Raw genomic sequence first — 19,498 nt, 5'->3', positions numbered from 1 at the left:
GGCCTACAAAAATCTACCGCGTAATATCCCACCCGCGCGCCTTCCACAACGCTGGCAGCTGCGCCAGATCGGTAAAGGTCGTCACTTTGGGATGATCGATCGGCTTGTTGTGCGTGTCGGCACAGAAATAAAACACTTCCATTCCTGCATCAATGCCCGACTGCGCGCCCGCAGAGGAATCATCCACCAGAATGCAGTTCTCCACGTTAACGTTCATCGCCTTTGCCGCATGGAACATCAGCGCAGGGTCTGGCTTCCAGCGCTGGATATCGTAGCCGCTGAACAGTTTTTCGGGGAAGTGGTGCAGCATCTCAAGCTTACCCAGCGAGTGCTGCATTTTGCTGACCGGACCGTTGGAGACCACACAGATCGGTACCGTCATGGCATCCAGCAGCGCGTTTGCGCCGGCAATGACCTCCAGCTCAGAATCGAACAGGCGTGCGACCTCGGCGCGGTACACCGGTTCCAGATCCGTTTTCGCCAGATCCACACCGTGTTCGTCGTTAATGATGTCGATGATCTCGTACAGCTTCACGCCCTTAAAGCGTTTGAACACCTCGTCGAGATCGAGCGTAATGCCAAATTCCTGGAACATGGCGACATACGCGCGGGAACAAATGACCTCACTGTCGACCAGCGTACCGTCGCAGTCGAAAAATACCGCTTCAATTCCGGACATGCCTTTCCCTTTTAACAAGTTTAACGTTTACGTATAGCAGTTAAACGAGACGCAATCGTTGCCGTATAAGCAAAATCAATGAAAAAAGTATCTCGTAACCGCCACTATTGTCGCATTTTGGTATAGGATAGCGACGAATTTTCCCTCCTTGTTCGGAAATTGATGATGAGTCAACAACACACAACCCAGACATCTGGTCAGGGTCTGCTTGAGCGCGTGTTTAAACTGCGCGAGCACGGCACAACGGCACGCACCGAAGTGATCGCCGGTTTCACCACCTTCCTGACGATGGTCTATATCGTTTTTGTTAACCCACAAATTCTGGGCGTTGCTGGCATGGATACCAGCGCCGTCTTCGTTACGACCTGTCTGATCGCTGCACTTGGCAGCATTCTGATGGGGGTGTTTGCTAACCTGCCGGTTGCACTGGCTCCGGCGATGGGGCTTAACGCATTCTTTGCGTTCGTAGTGGTTCAGGCGATGGGGCTGCCGTGGCAAGTCGGCATGGGCGCTATCTTCTGGGGCGCGGTTGGCCTGCTGCTGCTGACTGTTTTCCGCGTGCGCTACTGGATGATTGCGAACATTCCTGTCAGCCTGCGCGTGGGTATCACCAGCGGTATCGGTCTGTTCATCGGTATGATGGGGCTGAAAAATGCCGGTGTTATCGTCGCTAACCCGGATACGCTGGTGAGCATCGGTCACCTGACCTCCCATAATGTGCTGCTGGGCGTACTGGGCTTCTTTATCATCGCGATCCTCGCTTCCCGCAATATTCATGCGGCGGTGCTGGTGTCCATCGTGGTAACCACCCTGCTGGGCTGGATGCTGGGTGACGTTCACTACAACGGCATCGTCTCCGCACCACCGAGCGTCTCTACCGTCGTTGGCCATGTAGATCTGGCGGGTTCCCTGAATCTGGGCCTGGCGGGGGTGATTTTCTCCTTCATGCTGGTGAACCTGTTTGACTCGTCCGGCACGCTGATCGGTGTGACCGACAAAGCGGGTCTGGCGGATGAGAAAGGCAAATTCCCGCGTATGAAGCAGGCGCTGTTTGTGGACAGTATCTCTTCTGTCAGCGGTGCTTTTATCGGGACCTCTTCTGTTACCGCTTACATTGAGTCTTCTTCCGGTGTCTCTGTGGGTGGCCGTACCGGTCTGACCGCGGTAGTGGTGGGGATTCTGTTCCTGCTGGTGATCTTCCTTTCTCCCCTGGCTGGCATGGTTCCACCGTATGCGGCTGCCGGTGCGCTGATCTACGTGGGGGTACTGATGACCTCCAGCCTGTCGCGCGTGAAGTGGGATGATTTAACCGAAGCAGTACCAGCGTTTATTACCGCGGTAATGATGCCGTTCAGTTTCTCCATTACTGAAGGTATCGCGCTGGGCTTTATCTCCTACTGCGTGATGAAGATTGGTACCGGTCGTTTCCGTGACCTCAGCCCGTGCGTCATCATTGTGGCACTGCTGTTTGTGCTGAAGATTGTGTTTATCGACGCCAAATAAACAGCAAGCCCTTTTCGAAGAAAAGGGCTTTAGTGTTTGCACCCTCTCTAGTGGGAGAGGGCTGGGGTGAGGGCATCAGGCCGCTCCGGCTTACGCCTTCAGCCGCTTGATATAATCACCAAACGCCGTCAGCTGGCCAGAGAGATGGTCACGCGTGCTCTGATCCACCACTTCACCCGTCTGCGGGTCGACCTTATTCTGAATCACACCGCCCATAAATTCTGGCTTGTTCATGACCATTGCATCCAGAAATACCAGGATCTGGCGCAGATGATACTGGCAGCGCGCACCGCCAATGGCACCCATTGAGCTTGTCTGGATCAGCACCGGCTTACCTGAAAGCGGCTGCTCGGGCAGACGGGATAACCAGTCAATCGCGTTTTTCAGACCACCCGGAACCGAGTAGTTATACTCCGGCGTCACAATCACCACCCCGTCAGCCTGACGAATCTGCTCAGCCAGGGCTTCAACGCTCTGCGGGAACCCTTCTTCCTGCTGCACATCCGCATCGTAAAGCGGGATGTCACCAATGGAAGGCAGGGCACTAATCTCCATACCCGCCGGTGCCAGCTGTGGCAGCGTGCGGGCAACCATCCCGTTAAATGAACCTTTGCGCAGGCTTCCCAGTAATGTAACGACTTTCAACGTATCAGACATGATTACTCCTGTTTCATCATGATGACCCTGAATGGATCAGCTAAGGGTATATGCTTTTTCTGCCGGTAAACTGGTTAATCTCATCAGGCGCGCGGCAGGTTCGTTGGCACGCTCGGGCACATCCGGAAGGCTACTCCATCCCTGTTTACTGTCAAATTCCCAGATTTTCAGCCGCTCAATGGCGGGAGTCACCGCGACAGACCAGATCAACACGTCCTCGACATCGCTGAGCGCTTCTACCAGCGCGGCTTGCGTGGAGCGCAGGCGACCGGAACCCGGCAACAGCTGCAACTGACGGGCGTCGTCTGACGCGCAGCCACAGAGCTTGCGAATGCTCTGGCGCAAGGTGATAAGCTGGGCCCGGGCCTCAGTGGGATCGTTCTGGTTGCGCACCCACAGCTGCTCATTACTGGAGAGCGGGTAGTCGTCATGTGGGTTAGTGCCGTGGAAACCACGTGTCGCGCGCTGAAGCTCCATATCCAGCCCGCAATCTCCTTCGGTGGTGAGTGCTACGCCAATAATATTGCCCGTATAGGCAATGGAAAAACGCGGCAGTTCCGGGTCGGCAAAGACCGGGCGACCTTCTGGCTGGTTGATGATGTCTGGAAGCTCACTGGTGCCGTACAGCATAAAGAGCAGTTCAGCAAGCAGCGCCCGGGAAGCCAGAAAACGCGTCCTGCGGTGCTCCGGAAGTTTGAGCGCTTCACTGTGACACGCTGACGAAATTCTGGCCGATACGAGACGACCTTCTGTCAGTATCCCTCTTGCAAAGTGCGTAGCCATTTTTCGCTCCTTGATAATGGTCGTAGTCGGTTAAACGGTTACATTATTATCGCCTAACTCAGCTCCTGTTTTAATCAGTAAATGGTCGTAAGAAAAGGCTGAGGACCCAACTTTACATTTTCTTAGGCGAAAATTGGATCGCTGGCACCATATAACGCCTTGATGGTCTCGCGCAGCCAGAGGATTTTCGGATTATGGCTGTTCCGTTTATGCCAGATGAGCGTGAAGGGAACGTTCAGTTTTTCAGCCTGCGCTTCATCAATGGGAATCGGAAGGGCAATCAGCTTCCGCTGGTGGAGTTGATTATAGTGATGGCAGTAGTGTGGCGCAGTGGCGATGTAGTTATGTCCGGGTTGTGCCGCCATAAACATCGACTGTTCAAAACCGGGCAGACTCATGGCAATGTTTCGCTCGCGCCCCATCTCTTTTAGTACCTCATCCAGCGCCCAGGTGTCACTGCGCTCCCAGAAGATGCTGATATGCGGATAGCGCAGGAAGGTCTCGAGGTTCCACTCCTCCTGAAGCGCGGGATGGTCCTCGCGCAGATAGACACAAGGACGGTCACTGAACAGGATCTCGTAATCGATAAACCACGGCATCAGCTTCAGCAGCTCGCGCGAACGCGGGTGCGTCTCTCGTCCGGTGAAGCCAACATCCACTTCACCGCGCGTGATGGCATCCAGCGAGTCGTAGTCCCAGTGACGCATCTTTACCGTAGCCTGCGGATAGCGCTGGTTCACCTGCTCAAGCAGGGCGTTAAAGCGGATCAGCATCAGCGGTGTTTCGGCTGCCAGCACGAACGTCAGCCCGCCCGGCGCGTCATGGTGGAATTTGTCGAGGATCTGGTTGCCTATTTGCATCCAGTCAGCCAGATCCTGTTCCAGGCTCATGGTCAGCGGCGTCGGCAGGAGTCCTAACGGCGTTTTGACAAACAGCGGGTCGTCGAACCAGTCGCGCAGTTTCGCCAGCGATTTACTCACCGCCGACGGCGTCACATTCATCCGCTTCGCGGCTTTGGTGACGCTGCGTTCCTGCAGTAAAAGCTGCAGGCACAACAACAGGTTAAGATCGAGACTGCTGATTGGCTTCTTCATAATGCGCCGCGGGCTGGATGACCATAAGTAAAATGATGCAGAGCATGCTACAGCCAATCAGAATCCCGATCAGCATATTGAGCGCATTAAGGCCCATTATGGCCGCAAGCCATATCCACAGAGACGAACCGCATACCTGGGCGATACCCAGCGCGGAGCTTGCCACGCCAGCCCGAAGCGAGAACGGACCAAGTGCCTGGCTCATCGCCACGCCAAAGCCAACGGAGAATCCGGCGCAAATCAGGGTGATCCCCACCAGCATTACCGCATGAGAGCTGGTAGCCGCCAGGATCACACCCGCGACGAGAAACAGTCCCTGTGAGGTGAGCATCAGCGTGCGCTGGCGGAAGATATTCAGCGCAAACGGCGTCGAGAACGAGACCGCCATACTGACCATCGCGGTTAACGCCATAACCGTGGAATACTGCCCGCGATCGAAGCCCATGGTTTCCATCAGCAGCACCGGGGAAACGTTTACATAGGTGAGGATCACGGCCACGCTCAGGGTGGTGATCGTTAACCGGCTGATGAAAAAGCGGTTAAGGAGCTTTTCGGCCGGATGGAGGGTGGCGGTATGTCCCGTACTTTGCGAACCCGGATGGCTCTCTTTCAGTACGGCAATCGACAGAACAAATACCAGCGCGCCCATGGCCGCCATGGTCCAGAAGAGACTCTGCCACGGGAATTTCAGCATGATCAAATAACCCACGACCGGTGCCAGCACCGGAATGATGCAGGTGATGCCGTTCAGCATCGAGAGGACTTTGGCGCGCCGCTGGGCACTTAGGGTATCGCGCAGGATCGCGAAGGCCACCACGTAACAGCCACCTGCACCAATCCCCTGGATAAAGCGCCCCGTAAGAAACAGGGTGCTGTCCTGCGCAACTGAGCAGAGCAGGGAAGCCAGAGCAAAAATCACCGCACCGGCGATGGCGACAGGCTGACGACCGGCCCTGTCCGCGATTTTTCCGGCAAACACCATCGACGACGCCATCCCCGCCAGATAGGCCGAAAACGCGATGTGCAGTTGCGCTTCGCTGGCCCCGAGATCATGGGCGATGTGTGGCAACCCAACCAGATACATATCAATGCCAGACGGATAAAGCAGTACCAGCGCAAAACTACAGAACAGAAAACGAGCCATAAAACCCCCATGAATGCAGGCAAGCAGAATAGGGGGAGAAAGGGAAAGAGGCGAGTTGCCATTTGGACAATGGTGATTTCCTGAGGGGAAACCACCATTCAGTAGCAGGGTTCACTTACCAATGCAGAAGCTTGAGAAGATCCGCCCTAACAGATCATCCGACGTAAACTCCCCGGTGATCTCACTCAGATTCTGCTGCGCCAGGCGCAGCTCTTCTGCCAGCAGTTCACCCGCCCATGCGCCAATCAGCTGGGCTTTGCCCTGCTCGAGGTGACGTGCCGCCTCTTCCAGCGCCTGGAGGTGGCGACGGCGCGCCAGGAAGCCGCCTTCCATGCTGGTGTCAAAGCCCATGCTCTGCTTGAGATGGTTACGCAGGTCATCAACGCCCTCGCCGGTGCGGGCCGACAGACGGATAAGTGAGTGACCATTCACATCGCTGATGCCCAGCGTTTCGCCGGTAACGTCTGCTTTGTTACGCACCACGGTGATCGGCAGTTTAGCCGGCAGACGGGCGATAAAGTCCGGCCAGATCTCCGCCGGGTCAACGGCGTCGGTCGTGGTGCCATCTACCATAAACAGCACTCGGTCGGCCTGCTCAATCTCCTGCCAGGCTCTCTCGATACCAATACGCTCCACTTCGTCGCTGGCATCACGCAGACCCGCGGTGTCGATGATATGCAACGGCATGCCATCAATGTGAATATGCTCGCGCAGCACGTCACGGGTGGTCCCGGCAATGTCGGTCACGATCGCCGCTTCGCGGCCCGCCAGGGCGTTCAGCAGGCTCGATTTCCCGGCATTCGGACGACCCGCGATGACCACCTTCATCCCTTCACGCAGCAGGCTCCCCTGACGCGCTTCAGCGCGAACGGCATCGAGATCGGCCATCACATCATTGAGCTGGGCTTCAATTTTGCCGTCAGAGAGAAAGTCGATTTCCTCATCCGGGAAGTCAATCGCTGCTTCGACGTAGATCCTGAGGTGAGTAAGTGCTTCCACCAGGTGATTTACGCGTGCGGAAAACGCGCCCTGCAACGAGTTCAGGGCAGAGCGAGCCGCCTGTTCAGAGCTGGCGTCGATCAGGTCTGCAATCGCCTCGGCTTGTGCCAGGTCGAGCTTGTCGTTGAGGAAGGCACGTTCGGAGAACTCACCCGGCTTTGCAATGCGCAGGCCCGGCAATGTCAGAATGCGTTTTAACAGCAGGTCGAGGATGACCGGGCCACCGTGACCCTGCAGCTCCAGCACGTCTTCACCGGTAAAGGAGTTCGGGCCGGGGAACCACAGCGCAATGCCCTGATCCAGTGGGGTACCGTCGGTATCTTTAAACGGCAGATAATCAGCGTAGCGCGGCTTTGGCAGTTTACCCAGCACCGCTTCAGCGACCTCGCGCGCCTTCAGGCCGGAGATACGCAAAATGCCTACACCACCGCGTCCCGGTGGGGTTGCCTGGGCGACGATAGTGTCGTTATGGCTCATGGTTGCTCTCGTTCAAAACAAATAAAAAAGGCGGTCAATCGACCGCCCTTATTTTAGCGTTAACTCACCGAATCAGGACTTTTTCTTTTCGCGGCTATGCAGGCCACGTTTTTCCAGACCACGGTAAATCAGCTGCTGCTGGATGATGGTCACCAGGTTGCTGACGATATAGTACAGCACCAGACCTGACGGGAACCACAGGAAGAACACGGTGAAGATGACCGGCATGAAGGTCATGATCTTCTGCTGCATCGGGTCGGTCACCGTGGTCGGAGACATCTTCTGGATGAAGAACATCGTCACGCCCATCAGGATCGGCAGGATGTAGTATGGGTCCTGTGCGGACAGGTCATGGATCCACAGTGCGAACGGCGCATGGCGCAGCTCAACGGAACCCATCAGCATGTAGTACAGCGCAAGGAAGATAGGCATCTGAATCAGCAGCGGGAAGCAGCCACCCAGTGGGTTCACTTTCTCTGCTTTATACAGGGCCATCATCTCCTGGCTCTGACGCTGTTTGTCATCGCCCAGACGCTCGCGCATTGCCTGAATCTTCGGCTGCAGCATACGCATCTTCGCCATGGAGGTGTACTGCGCTTTAGTCAGCGGGTACATGATGCCACGCACGATGAAGGTGATAACGATGATGGAGAAGCCCCAGTTACCCAGGAAGCTGTGGATGAACTTCAGCAGCTTAAACAGAGGCTGAGAGATGAACCACAACCAGCCGTAATCGACGGTCAGATCCAGGTGTGGCGCAACTGCGGCCATCTTGTCCTGGATTTCAGGGCCCACCCACAGGGTGCTTGCCAGCTTACCGGTTTGACCCGGCTGAACCAGAACCGGCTGAGATTTGTAGCCGATGGCTGCAATACCGTTGCCCAGGTTCGCGGTGTAGAAGTTGTTGGTACCGTCGTTATTTGGCACCCATGCCGTCGCGAAATACTGCTGCAGCATGGCCACCCAACCGCCTTTAGCGCTGACGTTCAGGTTTTCGTTATCGGCAATGGTGTCGAATTTGTATTTCTCATACTTCGCATCAGGCGTGGAGTACGCCGCGCCACGGAAGGTATGCAGCGCAAAGTTGCTGCTTCCGGTGTCACGGTGAGACGGCAGATTGATGGACTGCTTCAGCTGACCAAAGGTCGATACTTCCAGCGGTTTCGCACCGGCGTTCTGTACGCTGTAGCCCACGTTCACTGCGTATTCACCGCGTTTCAGGGTGAAGGTTTTGGTGAACGTGTTGCCTGCCGCGTCGGTGTAGGTCATCGGGATAACGAGTTCGTTCTGACCATCAGCCAGTACAAAAGTGTCGTTCTCGACGTTGTACAGTGGACGCGCACCGTTAGCCGGGTTATCCGGGCCATCACGACCGGTCAGGCCGCTCTGCGCCTGATAGATAAACTCAGGCGTGGTTTCCAGTAACTGGAACGGTTCGGTAGACTTCAGCTCTTTCGGGTAGGTCAACAGCAGCGCCTGCTCAACATCACCACCACGGGTGTTGATAGTCAGCTCAAGCACATCGGTCTTAACCGTAATCTGTTTCCCCTGGCCACTGGCCGGTACGCCCTGGTCGGCGGCGCTACCCGCTGCGGTGGTCGTGGTCTGCGTGGTCTGCTGCTGGGGTTGAGGATTTTTATCCTGCTCCCATGCCTGCCAGATCATGAAAGACACGAACAACAAAGCGATGATAAGAAGATTGCGTTGCGAATCCATCGTTAGTGTTCTCTGGTATCAAAGGGTCCTGGGGGGACGGGGTCGTCTCCACCTGGGTGTAAAGGGTGGCATTTTAATACGCGTTTCACCGTCAACCAACTGCCTTTTATCACTCCAAACCTGCGCAATGCCTCAATTCCGTAGCTTGAGCATGTTGGCGTGAAACGGCAGTGCGGCCCGAGTAGCGGACTAATCAGGCGTTGATAGACCCGAATGAGGGCTATCAGGACCCGAGAGCCAGGCGACAGTGGCGGCGCCATAATTTTTCCAACGCTTCCGAGAGAGCACGGTTATCGAGGTCGGCAATCCCTTTTTTCGCCACCACCACGAAATCCATAGAAGGCAGTTCGTGCTGACGTAAACGGAAGCTTTCACGCGTCAGACGTTTAATCCGGTTGCGTTCATGCGCACGCTTAACGTTTTTCTTGGCGACAGTAAGACCGATGCGGGGATGCCCCAGCGAATTCAGGCGGCCGAGGATGGTGATTTGCGGCGTGCCAGCCCGTTGTGGCTGCTGGAAGACGAAAGTGAATTGAGTGGGAGTTAACAAACGTAACTCCCTGGGAAATGCTAGCTTAACCACTCAGGGGTTAGCTTTATTACTTGGAAACGGTCAGACGAGCGCGGCCTTTAGCACGACGACGTGCCAGAACCTGACGACCATTTTTAGTAGCCATACGAGCACGGAAGCCGTGAGAACGGTTGCGCTTCAGTACAGACGGTTGAAAAGTGCGTTTCATGGCGATTTCTACCTAAACTTGAATAAATTCACTGACTTTTGCGTATACCCGAACGAGATTCGAACGACTAACGCCTCAGCGTGGGTGATTAAAGAGGCCGGATTGTAATAATTGTACACTCCGGAGTCAATTCTCTTTCCTTATTTCCCGCGTATTTCCGCACGATTTCGCGTGGAAAATGAGCAGCGGACGACGCAGGAAGATGAGCATCACGCGCCGGGTCGAGGATTATACGGTCTCATCAACAAAGCGCAAGGATCGTCCTGGATCTTCGTTAGATCATTTAAGCAAAAAATTGTCTGTTCTCATTAAATTTTCCAATATGCGGGCTAAATCGTGGGGCACTCCTGCCAGGATCGTTTACACTTACCCGGTTTCGGATCTTCCTGTGGATAAATCGGGAAGAATCTGTGAGAAACAGAAGATCTCTGGCTCAGTTTAGGCTATGATCCGCGGTCCCGATCGGGATCCAACGATCCTGGCCGGGCATAAACACAACATCGTTCAGGTTGTCTCAACGATGGCGTGTATAACCGCAGATAGCGGTTCGCACATCACCCTGATGGGGTCATGTCGGTGTGCGCCAACAATCATGAATATTCAATAGTTTTCTTTTATTGTTCGAGTGGAGTCCGCCGTGTCACTTTCGCTTTGGCAGCAGTGTCTTGCCCGATTGCAGGATGAGTTACCAGCCACAGAATTCAGTATGTGGATCCGCCCGTTGCAGGCGGAACTGAGCGATAACACGCTGGCTTTGTATGCGCCAAACCGTTTTGTGCTCGATTGGGTAAGGGACAAGTACCTTAATAACATCAACGGACTGCTGAATGATTTCTGCGGGTCAGACGCCCCGCAACTGCGCTTTGAAGTGGGCACAAAGCCGGTCACCCAGACGGTGCGTGAAACCGTAAACGTGGCGGCGCCTGCTCAGGCCGCACCCGCGCCGGCTCCTCGCGTTGCCCCTGCCGCTCGTCCAGGTTGGGATAACGTTCCTGCCCCGGCAGAACCGACCTACCGCTCTAACGTTAACGTCAAACACACCTTCGATAACTTCGTGGAAGGTAAATCGAACCAGCTGGCACGCGCGGCGGCTCGGCAGGTGGCAGATAACCCTGGTGGTGCCTATAACCCGTTGTTCCTCTATGGCGGCACGGGTCTGGGTAAAACGCACCTTCTGCACGCGGTGGGTAACGGCATTATGGCGCGCAAGCCCAATGCGAAAGTGGTGTATATGCACTCCGAGCGCTTCGTTCAGGACATGGTAAAGGCCCTGCAAAACAATGCGATCGAAGAGTTTAAACGCTATTATCGTTCTGTTGATGCGCTGCTGATCGATGACATTCAGTTCTTTGCGAATAAAGAACGATCGCAGGAGGAGTTTTTCCACACCTTCAATGCGCTGCTGGAAGGTAACCAGCAGATCATTTTGACCTCGGATCGTTATCCCAAAGAGATCAACGGTGTGGAAGATCGTCTGAAATCCCGCTTCGGCTGGGGCCTGACCGTGGCGATCGAGCCGCCGGAGCTGGAAACCCGCGTCGCGATCCTGATGAAAAAAGCCGATGAGAATGACATTCGCCTGCCGGGTGAAGTGGCATTCTTCATTGCCAAGCGCCTGCGCTCAAATGTACGTGAGCTGGAAGGGGCGCTGAACCGCGTCATCGCCAATGCCAACTTTACCGGCCGCGCGATCACCATCGACTTTGTGCGTGAAGCGCTGCGCGATTTGCTGGCACTGCAGGAAAAACTGGTCACTATCGACAATATTCAGAAGACGGTGGCTGAGTACTACAAAATCAAAGTGGCAGATTTACTGTCTAAACGTCGTTCCCGCTCGGTGGCGCGCCCGCGTCAGATGGCGATGGCGCTGGCAAAGGAGTTAACCAACCACAGTCTGCCGGAGATCGGCGATGCGTTTGGTGGCCGTGACCATACGACCGTGCTGCACGCTTGTCGCAAGATTGAGCAGTTACGCGAAGAAAGCCACGACATAAAAGAAGATTTTTCCAATTTAATCAGAACATTATCATCGTGACGCTATGAAATTTACCGTTGAACGTGAACATTTATTAAAACCGCTGCAACAGGTGAGTGGCCCATTAGGTGGCCGCCCAACGCTGCCTATCCTCGGAAACCTGCTGCTTCAGGTCGCGGACGGTACGCTGTCGCTGACCGGCACAGACCTGGAAATGGAAATGATCGCGCGCGTTACGCTGACTCAGCCGCACGACGCAGGCGCGACCACGGTTCCGGCACGTAAATTCTTTGATATCTGCCGTGGGCTGCCGGAAGGCGCTGAGATCGCGGTGCAGCTGGAAGGCGACCGTATGCTGGTGCGCTCTGGCCGCAGCCGTTTCTCCCTCTCTACGCTGCCTGCTGCTGACTTCCCGAACCTGGATGACTGGCAAAGTGAAGTTGAATTCACCCTGCCGCAGGCGACGATGAAGCGTCTGATTGAAGCCACGCAGTTCTCTATGGCGCACCAGGACGTTCGTTACTATTTAAACGGCATGCTGTTCGAAACCGAAGGTGAAGAGCTGCGTACCGTGGCCACCGACGGTCACCGTCTGGCGGTTTGTTCTATGCCGATTGGTGACGCGCTGCCAAACCATTCGGTGATCGTGCCGCGTAAAGGCGTGATTGAGCTGATGCGTATGCTCGACGGTGGCGACACGCCGCTGCGCGTGCAGATTGGCAGCAACAACATCCGCGCACACGTGGGCGATTTCGTCTTCACATCCAAGCTGGTTGATGGTCGTTTCCCGGATTATCGCCGCGTATTGCCGAAGAATCCGGACAAAACGCTGGAAGCGGGTTGCGATAGCCTTAAGCAGGCATTTGCCCGTGCGGCGATTCTCTCTAACGAGAAATTCCGTGGGGTGCGCCTGTATGTGAGCGAAAACCAGATCAAAATCACCGCCAACAACCCGGAGCAGGAAGAGGCAGAAGAGATTCTGGATGTCACCTACGCCGGGGCTGAGATGGAAATCGGCTTCAACGTCAGCTACGTGCTGGATGTGCTGAATGCACTGAAATGCGAGAACGTTCGCATTCTGCTGACTGACTCCGTTTCGAGCGTACAGATTGAAGATGCGGCCAGCCAAAGCGCGGCTTATGTTGTCATGCCAATGAGACTGTAATGTCGCTCACCCGTCTGTTGATCCGCGACTTTCGCAATATCGAAAGCGCGGATCTCGCTTTATCCCCTGGCTTTAACTTCCTGGTTGGCGCGAACGGCAGCGGCAAAACCAGCGTGCTTGAAGCCATCTATACGCTCGGCCACGGCCGGGCGTTTCGCAGTTTGCAGATTGGGCGCGTGATTCGCCACGAGCAGGAATCCTTTGTCCTGCACGGGCGTTTGCAGGGGGCGGAGCGGGAAACCGCCATTGGCCTGACCAAGGACAAGCAGGGCGACAGCAAGGTGCGCATCGACGGTACCGACGGCCACAAAGTGGCGGAGCTGGCGCTGCTGATGCCGATGCAGCTGATCACGCCGGAGGGGTTTACTTTACTCAACGGCGGCCCCAAATACAGAAGAGCGTTCCTCGACTGGGGATGCTTTCACAACGAAGCCGGTTTCTTTAACGCCTGGAGCAATCTGAAGCGTCTGCTTAAGCAGCGTAACGCCGCATTGCGCCAGGTGACGCGTTACGCCCAGCTGCGTCCGTGGGATATGGAACTCATTCCCCTTGCGGAACAAATCAGCCGCTGGCGTGCCGAATACAGCGCGGGTATTGCCGAAGATATGGCCGACACCTGCAAACAGTTTTTACCTGAATTTTCTCTCACCTTCTCCTTCCAGCGTGGCTGGGAAAAAGAGACGGATTATGCCGACGTGCTGGAGAGAAACTTCGAGCGCGACCGTATGTTGACCTACACCGCGCACGGCCCGCACAAGGCGGATTTCCGCATTCGTGCTGACGGTGCGCCGGTGGAAGACACACTGTCGCGTGGGCAGCTCAAGCTCCTGATGTGCGCGCTGCGCCTGGCGCAGGGGGAGTTTTTAACCCGTGAGAGCGGGCGACGCTGCCTGTACCTGATAGATGATTTTGCCTCGGAACTTGACGACGCGCGGCGCGGACTGCTTGCCAGCCGCTTAAAAGCCACGCAGTCGCAGGTTTTCGTCAGCGCCATTAGCGCTGAACACGTTATGGACATGTCGGACGAAAATTCGAAGATGTTTACCGTGGAAAAGGGTAAAATAACGGATTAACCCAAGTTGAAATGAGCGAGAAACGTTGATGTCGAATTCTTATGACTCCTCCAGTATCAAAGTCCTGAAAGGGCTGGATGCGGTGCGTAAGCGCCCGGGTATGTATATCGGCGATACGGATGACGGCACCGGTCTGCACCACATGGTATTCGAGGTGGTAGATAACGCTATCGACGAAGCGCTCGCGGGTCACTGTAAAGACATTATCGTCACCATCCACGCCGATAACTCCGTTTCCGTACAGGATGACGGCCGTGGTATCCCGACCGGTATCCACCCGGAAGAGGGCGTGTCTGCTGCAGAAGTGATCATGACCGTTCTGCACGCAGGCGGTAAATTTGACGATAACTCCTATAAAGTCTCCGGCGGCCTGCACGGCGTAGGTGTTTCCGTGGTAAACGCCCTGTCGCAGAAACTGGAACTGGTTATCCAGCGCGAAGGCAAAATTCACCGTCAGATCTATCAGCACGGCGTGCCTGAAGCGCCACTGGCGGTGACCGGCGATACCGAAAAAACCGGTACCATGGTGCGTTTCTGGCCGAGCCTCGAAACCTTCACCAACGTCACCGAATTCGAGTACGACATCCTGGCAAAACGCCTGCGTGAACTGTCGTTCCTGAACTCCGGCGTCTCAATTCGTCTGCGTGACAAACGCGACAACAAAGAAGACCACTTCCACTATGAAGGTGGTATCAAAGCGTTCGTTGAATACCTGAACAAGAACAAAACGCCAATTCACCCAAATATCTTCTATTTCTCCACCGAAAAAGACGGTATCGGCGTGGAAGTGGCCCTGCAGTGGAACGATGGTTTCCAGGAAAACATCTACTGCTTCACTAACAACATTCCACAGCGTGACGGTGGTACGCACCTTGCAGGCTTCCGTGCGGCGATGACCCGTACCCTGAACGCCTATATGGACAAAGAAGGCTACAGCAAGAAAGCGAAAGTCAGCGCCACCGGTGATGACGCCCGTGAAGGCCTGATTGCCGTGGTTTCCGTGAAGGTGCCGGATCCGAAGTTCTCCTCACAGACCAAAGACAAGCTGGTCTCCTCTGAGGTGAAATCGGCGGTTGAACAGCAGATGAACGAACTGCTGAGCGACTACCTGCAGGAAAACCCTAACGACGCGAAAATTGTTGTTGGTAAAATTATCGATGCAGCGCGTGCCCGTGAAGCGGCGCGTAAAGCCCGTGAAATGACCCGTCGTAAAGGCGCGCTGGACTTAGCTGGCCTGCCGGGCAAACTGGCTGACTGCCAGGAACGTGACCCGGCGCTGTCCGAACTGTACCTTGTGGAAGGGGACTCCGCGGGCGGTTCTGCGAAGCAGGGCCGTAACCGTAAGAACCAGGCTATCCTGCCTTTGAAAGGTAAAATCCTCAACGTTGAGAAAGCGCGTTTCGACAAAATGCTCTCTTCACAGGAAGTAGCGACGCTGATCACCGCGCTGGGTTGCGGCATTGGCCGTGACGAATACAACCCGGACAAGCTGCGCTATCACAGCATCATCATCATGACCGATGCGGACGTCGATGGCTCGCATATCCGTACGCTGCTGTTGACCTTCTTCTACCGTCAGATGCCGGAAATCGTTGAACGTGGCCACGTCTACATTGCACAGCCGCCGCTGTACAAAGTGAAGAAAGGCAAACAGGAACAGTACATTAAAGATGACGACGCGATGGATCAGTACCAAATCGCGATCGCACTTGATGGCGCGACCCTGCACGCAAACTCCAGCGCCCCGGCACTGGCAGGTGAGCCGCTGGAGCGTCTGGTGTCTGAGTTCAACGCCACGCAGAAAATGATTGGTCGTATGGAGCGTCGCTATCCAAAAGCGCTGCTGAAGGAGCTGGTCTATCAGCCAACCCTGACTGAAGCCGATCTGAGCAACGAGCAGGCTGTGACCCGCTGGGTAAACGCTCTGGTGAGCGAGCTGAACGAGAAAGAGCAGCACGGTAGCCAGTGGAAGTTCGACGTTCAGCAGAATGCTGCTCAGCAGTTTGAGCCGATTATTCGCGTGCGTACCCACGGCGTCGATACCGATTACCCGCTGGAGCACGAGTTTGTGACCGGCCCGGAATACCGTCGTATCTGTACCCTCGGCGAGAAATTGCGCGGTCTGATTGAAGACGATGCATTCATCGAACGTGGCGAACGTCGTCAGCCGGTAGCCAGCTTCGAGCAGGCGCTGGACTGGCTGGTGAAAGAGTCCCGTCGCGGCCTTTCTATCCAGCGTTATAAAGGTCTGGGCGAAATGAACCCGGATCAGCTGTGGGAAACCACCATGGATCCGGAAAGCCGTCGCATGCTGCGCGTTACCGTTAAAGACGCGATTGCTGCCGACCAGCTGTTCACCACCCTGATGGGTGATGCGGTTGAACCACGTCGTGCCTTCATCGAAGAGAACGCGCTGAAAGCGGCGAATATTGATATTTAATCGTTGTTACACAGCACGACTCAGGCCGCGCATTTAGCGCGGCTTTTTTTTGGGCGGAGGCATTTCCAGCGACAGCACTGATGGTAGTCGGCTGGCAAGCGTATCGACGGCAATTCTGACTCTGAGTGGCAGATGCGGCGTCTGTTGCCAGACCGCGTGAACGTCGAAGCGCACATCCGGCGCCTGCTTTAAAAGCGGGATGAGTTTTCCCTGATGAATTTCTCTGCTGGCCATCCAGCAGGGCAACCATGCAATGCCGTGGCCTGCCAGCGCTGCGTCGCAAATCGCCTGCAAATCATCCATATTGAGGGATGAGCGGGGAGTAAAGGTGTGCGACGTTCCTTCGTTATCCATCAGTTGCCAGGGTAACACTCTGCCTGCGCGCAGATAGTTAATGGCCGTATGGCGAGGTAAATCCGCAACGGTTTCTGGCAGACCGCTTTTCTGCAGATAATCTGGTGCGGCGCACAGCACCATGCGATGTTCTCCCAGTCTTCTGGCCACCAGAACGCTACTGTCCTGCAGCGTGCCGTTGCGCACCGCCATATCAAACCCTTCCTCTACGAGATCCACCACGCGGTCGCTGAATGACATTTCCAGCTCAAGACCGGGATGTTCCTGCGCCAGTTCTATCAGCAGTGGGGCGACACACTGGCGACCAAACAGCACCGGCATGGCCACACGCAGGCGGCCTCTGACCTGCTGCTTCCCCGTTTCCAGCAGGGTTTCTGCGCCCCGAATCTCCTCCAGTGCGCGCAGGCAGCGCTCATAAAAAAGCGCCCCGTTATCGGTCAGGCTTTGGCTGCGGGTGGTGCGGTGAAACAGACGGACTCCGAGCCGCTCTTCCAGGCGAGCAATGCTTTTTCCCACCGCGGAGCGTGACAAATGCAGGCGGATCGCGGCCTGCGCAAAACTGCCCGCCTCCACGGCGGCCACAAAAACGGGAATATCCTTCAGCGAACTGGTCATGGATTGTTTCCATTATGGCGTCAATAGTGGGAAAAGTTATCGCTACTGGCAATCTGGAGTCAACGGTAGACTGTCGATACTGAAGCTCATTTAACGGCAGGAGAAAAACGATGGCAGAGACAATGCAACGCTGGTCAATGGACGCTCTCGGGCGCGAGAATCTCAAACTCACCCAGGAGCCCATTCCTGCGCCAGGTCCAGGCGAAGTGCGCGTGCGGGTGAATGCCGTTGCGCTCAACTATCGCGATAAAATGGTTATTGAAGGCATTATGCCGATCCCGCTCTCCTTCCCGTTCACACCGGCGTCTGATATGGCCGGCGTGGTGGACAGCATTGGTGAAGGCGTGACGCGTTTCAAACCCGGTGCCCGTGTTATCTCGACGTTCTTCCCGGAGTGGATGGACGGCAAGCCGCAGGCGGATGCCCGCGATTTGCCTTATAAAACGAGCGGAGGGTACTTCCCGGGGATGCTGGCTGAGTACGTGATCGTGAATGAAAACGGGCTTGTGGCCGCTCCGGAAACCCTGGATGACGTTGAGGCCAGCACATTACCGTGTGCAGGGCTAACCGCCTGGTTTGCGCTGGTGGAGCGCGGGAACTTGCGAGCCGGACAATCGGTGCTGGTACAAGGCACCGGCGGGGTGGCGATTTTCGCACTGCAAATTGCAAAAGCACTCGGTGCAGAGGTTTACGTGACCTCGGGGAGTGATGAAAAGCTGGCGCGGGCCAAAAAACTGGGAGCCGATCGGGGTATCAACCGGCTGAAAGGTGACTGGGCTGAAGCGCTTTTAACGCTGACTCAGGATCGCGGCATTGACCACATTATTGAAACCGTGGGGGGAGAAAACCTGCAGCACTCCCTGCGTGCCGTCGCCGTTCATGGACGCATCTCGGTGATTGGCGTGCTGGCCGGGAGCGAGATTACGCTATCAGCGGGTGAGTTGTTGCTGAAATCCCCGGTTATCCAGGGGATTGGTGTCGGGCATCGCCGTGCGCTGGAAGAGTTTGTCCGCGCCGTGGAGGTGACAGGGCTGAAACCGGTCATTGAGCAGCGCTACCGTTTTGACCAGCTGGAGCAGGCGCTGGAACACCTCGATCGCGGCGCGTTTGGTAAAATCGTCCTCACCCGCGAGTGAGCCAACGTTCCCCGGGATTGCGGAAAAAGGGGTTTTCTGTTGCGCAATGTAGCTCTATTTTTGTGTGCTTAATCGCGTTAGCATGAGGTAGCACTCATTTATCCCGGGGACCTCATGGCTATCAAACTCATTGCAATCGATATGGACGGCACGCTGCTGCTGCCAGACCACACTATCTCTCCAGCCGTTAAAAACGCAATCGCCGCGGCGCGCGCAAAGGGCGTGAATGTGGTACTGACCACCGGGCGTCCGTATGCGGGCGTGCACAGCTACCTCAAAGAGCTACACATGAATCAGCCGGGCGATTACTGCATCACCTATAACGGCGCGCTGGTGCAGAAAGCGGCGGACGGCAGCACGGTTGCGCAAACCGCGCTGAATTATGATGACTATCTGTTCCTGGAAAAACTGTCCCGTGAAGTCGGGTCTCACTTCCACGCGCTCGATCGTACAACGCTCTACACCGCTAACCGCGACATCAGCTATTACACCGTGCACGAATCGTATGTCGCCACCATTCCGCTGGTGTTCTGTGAAGCAGAAAAAATGGATCCGAACACTCAGTTCCTGAAAGTGATGATGATCGATGAGCCTGAGATCCTCGATAAAGCCATTGCGCGCATCCCGGCGGAGGTCAAAGAGAAATACACCGTGCTGAAAAGCGCACCGTACTTCCTCGAAATCCTCGATAAACGCGTCAATAAGGGCACCGGCGTGAAGTCGCTTGCCGACGCGCTGGGCATTAAGCCTGAAGAGATCATGGCCCTGGGCGATCAGGAAAACGACATCGCAATGATTGAATACGCGGGTATGGGCGTGGCGATGGAAAACGCCATCCCGTCAGTGAAAGAAGTGGCGAAATTCGTCACCAAATCTAACCTGGAAGACGGCGTGGCTTACGCGATTGAGAAATTTGTCCTGTCTTAGCAGTCGCCCTTAATCATCAGC

The 19,498-nt window shown here is 55.6% G+C and carries 18 protein-coding genes; 7 read left to right on the top strand and 11 right to left on the bottom strand.

What is annotated here, in order from left to right; all coding sequences use genetic code 11:
* Window positions 1-13 precede the first annotated feature (13 nt).
* The gene (yieH, locus tag NQ842_RS00870) at window positions 14-679 is read right to left on the bottom strand and encodes a 6-phosphogluconate phosphatase (RefSeq protein WP_063412647.1); all 666 of its coding nucleotides are present in this window, start codon (window positions 677-679) and stop codon (window positions 14-16) included.
* Window positions 680-844: 165 nt separating this feature from the next.
* Between yieH and adeP the strand changes: the two genes are divergently transcribed.
* On the top strand, window positions 845-2,182 hold the full coding sequence (gene adeP, locus NQ842_RS00865; RefSeq protein ID WP_014833834.1) for an adenine permease AdeP: 1,338 nt from the start codon (window positions 845-847) through the stop codon (window positions 2,180-2,182).
* Window positions 2,183-2,272: 90 nt separating this feature from the next.
* Here the strand turns inward: adeP and NQ842_RS00860 are convergent, their stop codons facing one another.
* The 9 genes from NQ842_RS00860 to rpmH all read right to left on the bottom strand — a co-directional run bounded on the left by NQ842_RS00860 (window position 2,273) and on the right by rpmH (window position 9,792).
* Window positions 2,273-2,839: an NADPH-dependent FMN reductase gene (locus NQ842_RS00860; protein ID WP_047360522.1), complete on the bottom strand. Its 567-nt coding sequence runs from the start codon at window positions 2,837-2,839 to the stop codon at window positions 2,273-2,275.
* A 36-nt stretch (window positions 2,840-2,875) separates the two neighbouring features.
* Window positions 2,876-3,622 carry a 4'-phosphopantetheinyl transferase superfamily protein gene (locus NQ842_RS00855; RefSeq protein ID WP_014833836.1) on the bottom strand — a complete coding sequence of 249 codons (747 nt, stop codon included), beginning with the start codon at window positions 3,620-3,622 and terminating at the stop codon, window positions 2,876-2,878.
* Window positions 3,623-3,744: 122 nt separating this feature from the next.
* Entirely contained in the window at window positions 3,745-4,716 is a 972-nt protein-coding gene (yidZ, locus tag NQ842_RS00850; RefSeq protein ID WP_014833837.1) for an HTH-type transcriptional regulator YidZ, read from the bottom strand.
* Window positions 4,685-5,860, bottom strand: a complete 1,176-nt coding sequence (locus NQ842_RS00845; RefSeq protein WP_014833838.1) for an MFS transporter — start codon at window positions 5,858-5,860, stop codon at window positions 4,685-4,687. The genes yidZ and NQ842_RS00845 overlap by 32 nt, the downstream gene beginning before the upstream one ends.
* A 111-nt stretch (window positions 5,861-5,971) precedes the next feature.
* Window positions 5,972-7,336 (bottom strand): tRNA uridine-5-carboxymethylaminomethyl(34) synthesis GTPase MnmE, encoded by a 1,365-nt coding sequence (gene mnmE / locus NQ842_RS00840; RefSeq protein WP_047360523.1) that lies wholly within the window; start codon window positions 7,334-7,336, stop codon window positions 5,972-5,974.
* 72 nt (window positions 7,337-7,408) lie between these two features.
* On the bottom strand, window positions 7,409-9,052 hold the full coding sequence (gene yidC, locus NQ842_RS00835) for a membrane protein insertase YidC (protein WP_014833840.1): 1,644 nt from the start codon (window positions 9,050-9,052) through the stop codon (window positions 7,409-7,411).
* 2 nt (window positions 9,053-9,054) lie between these two features.
* On the bottom strand, window positions 9,055-9,312 hold the full coding sequence (yidD, locus tag NQ842_RS00830) for a membrane protein insertion efficiency factor YidD (protein WP_001307474.1): 258 nt from the start codon (window positions 9,310-9,312) through the stop codon (window positions 9,055-9,057).
* A complete protein-coding gene (rnpA, locus tag NQ842_RS00825; protein WP_257256419.1) occupies window positions 9,276-9,635 on the bottom strand; it encodes a ribonuclease P protein component in 360 nt (119 codons plus the stop codon). The genes yidD and rnpA overlap by 37 nt, the downstream gene beginning before the upstream one ends.
* Window positions 9,636-9,651: 16 nt before the next feature.
* Window positions 9,652-9,792 (bottom strand): 50S ribosomal protein L34, encoded by a 141-nt coding sequence (gene rpmH, locus NQ842_RS00820; protein ID WP_000831330.1) that lies wholly within the window; start codon window positions 9,790-9,792, stop codon window positions 9,652-9,654.
* 637 nt (window positions 9,793-10,429) lie between these two features.
* Here rpmH and dnaA point away from each other — a divergent pair.
* The 4 genes from dnaA to gyrB are packed head-to-tail and all read left to right on the top strand — an operon-like array spanning window position 10,430 to window position 16,445.
* The gene (dnaA, locus tag NQ842_RS00815; protein WP_014830027.1) at window positions 10,430-11,827 is read left to right on the top strand and encodes a chromosomal replication initiator protein DnaA; all 1,398 of its coding nucleotides are present in this window, start codon (window positions 10,430-10,432) and stop codon (window positions 11,825-11,827) included.
* Window positions 11,828-11,831: 4 nt separating this feature from the next.
* A complete protein-coding gene (gene dnaN / locus NQ842_RS00810; protein WP_014830028.1) occupies window positions 11,832-12,932 on the top strand; it encodes a DNA polymerase III subunit beta in 1,101 nt (366 codons plus the stop codon).
* Complete coding sequence (gene recF, locus NQ842_RS00805) at window positions 12,932-14,005, top strand: DNA replication/repair protein RecF (RefSeq protein ID WP_014830029.1); 1,074 nt, start codon at window positions 12,932-12,934, stop codon at window positions 14,003-14,005. Before dnaN ends, recF begins: the two co-directional genes overlap by 1 nt.
* 28 nt (window positions 14,006-14,033) lie before the next feature.
* Window positions 14,034-16,445: a DNA topoisomerase (ATP-hydrolyzing) subunit B gene (gyrB, locus tag NQ842_RS00800; RefSeq protein ID WP_014830030.1), complete on the top strand. Its 2,412-nt coding sequence runs from the start codon at window positions 14,034-14,036 to the stop codon at window positions 16,443-16,445.
* Window positions 16,446-16,478: 33 nt separating this feature from the next.
* Here the strand turns inward: gyrB and NQ842_RS00795 are convergent, their stop codons facing one another.
* Complete coding sequence (locus NQ842_RS00795) at window positions 16,479-17,414, bottom strand: LysR family transcriptional regulator (protein ID WP_257256418.1); 936 nt, start codon at window positions 17,412-17,414, stop codon at window positions 16,479-16,481.
* 110 nt (window positions 17,415-17,524) lie between these two features.
* Here NQ842_RS00795 and NQ842_RS00790 point away from each other — a divergent pair, with 110 nt between their 5' ends.
* Together NQ842_RS00790 and yidA are read left to right on the top strand one after the other, a co-directional pair.
* Window positions 17,525-18,550, top strand: a complete 1,026-nt coding sequence (locus NQ842_RS00790) for an NAD(P)-dependent alcohol dehydrogenase (RefSeq protein ID WP_257256417.1) — start codon at window positions 17,525-17,527, stop codon at window positions 18,548-18,550.
* A 114-nt stretch (window positions 18,551-18,664) separates the two neighbouring features.
* The gene (yidA, locus tag NQ842_RS00785; protein WP_257256416.1) at window positions 18,665-19,477 is read left to right on the top strand and encodes a sugar-phosphatase; all 813 of its coding nucleotides are present in this window, start codon (window positions 18,665-18,667) and stop codon (window positions 19,475-19,477) included.
* The last annotated feature ends 21 nt before the right edge of the window (window positions 19,478-19,498 follow it).

It is taken from the genome of Enterobacter cloacae complex sp. R_G8 (assembly GCF_024599795.1).
GTDB lineage: Bacteria > Pseudomonadota > Gammaproteobacteria > Enterobacterales > Enterobacteriaceae > Enterobacter > Enterobacter dissolvens.
Note: the sequence above shows the minus strand (reverse complement) of the source record. Positions and strands in the feature narration are given on the sequence as shown.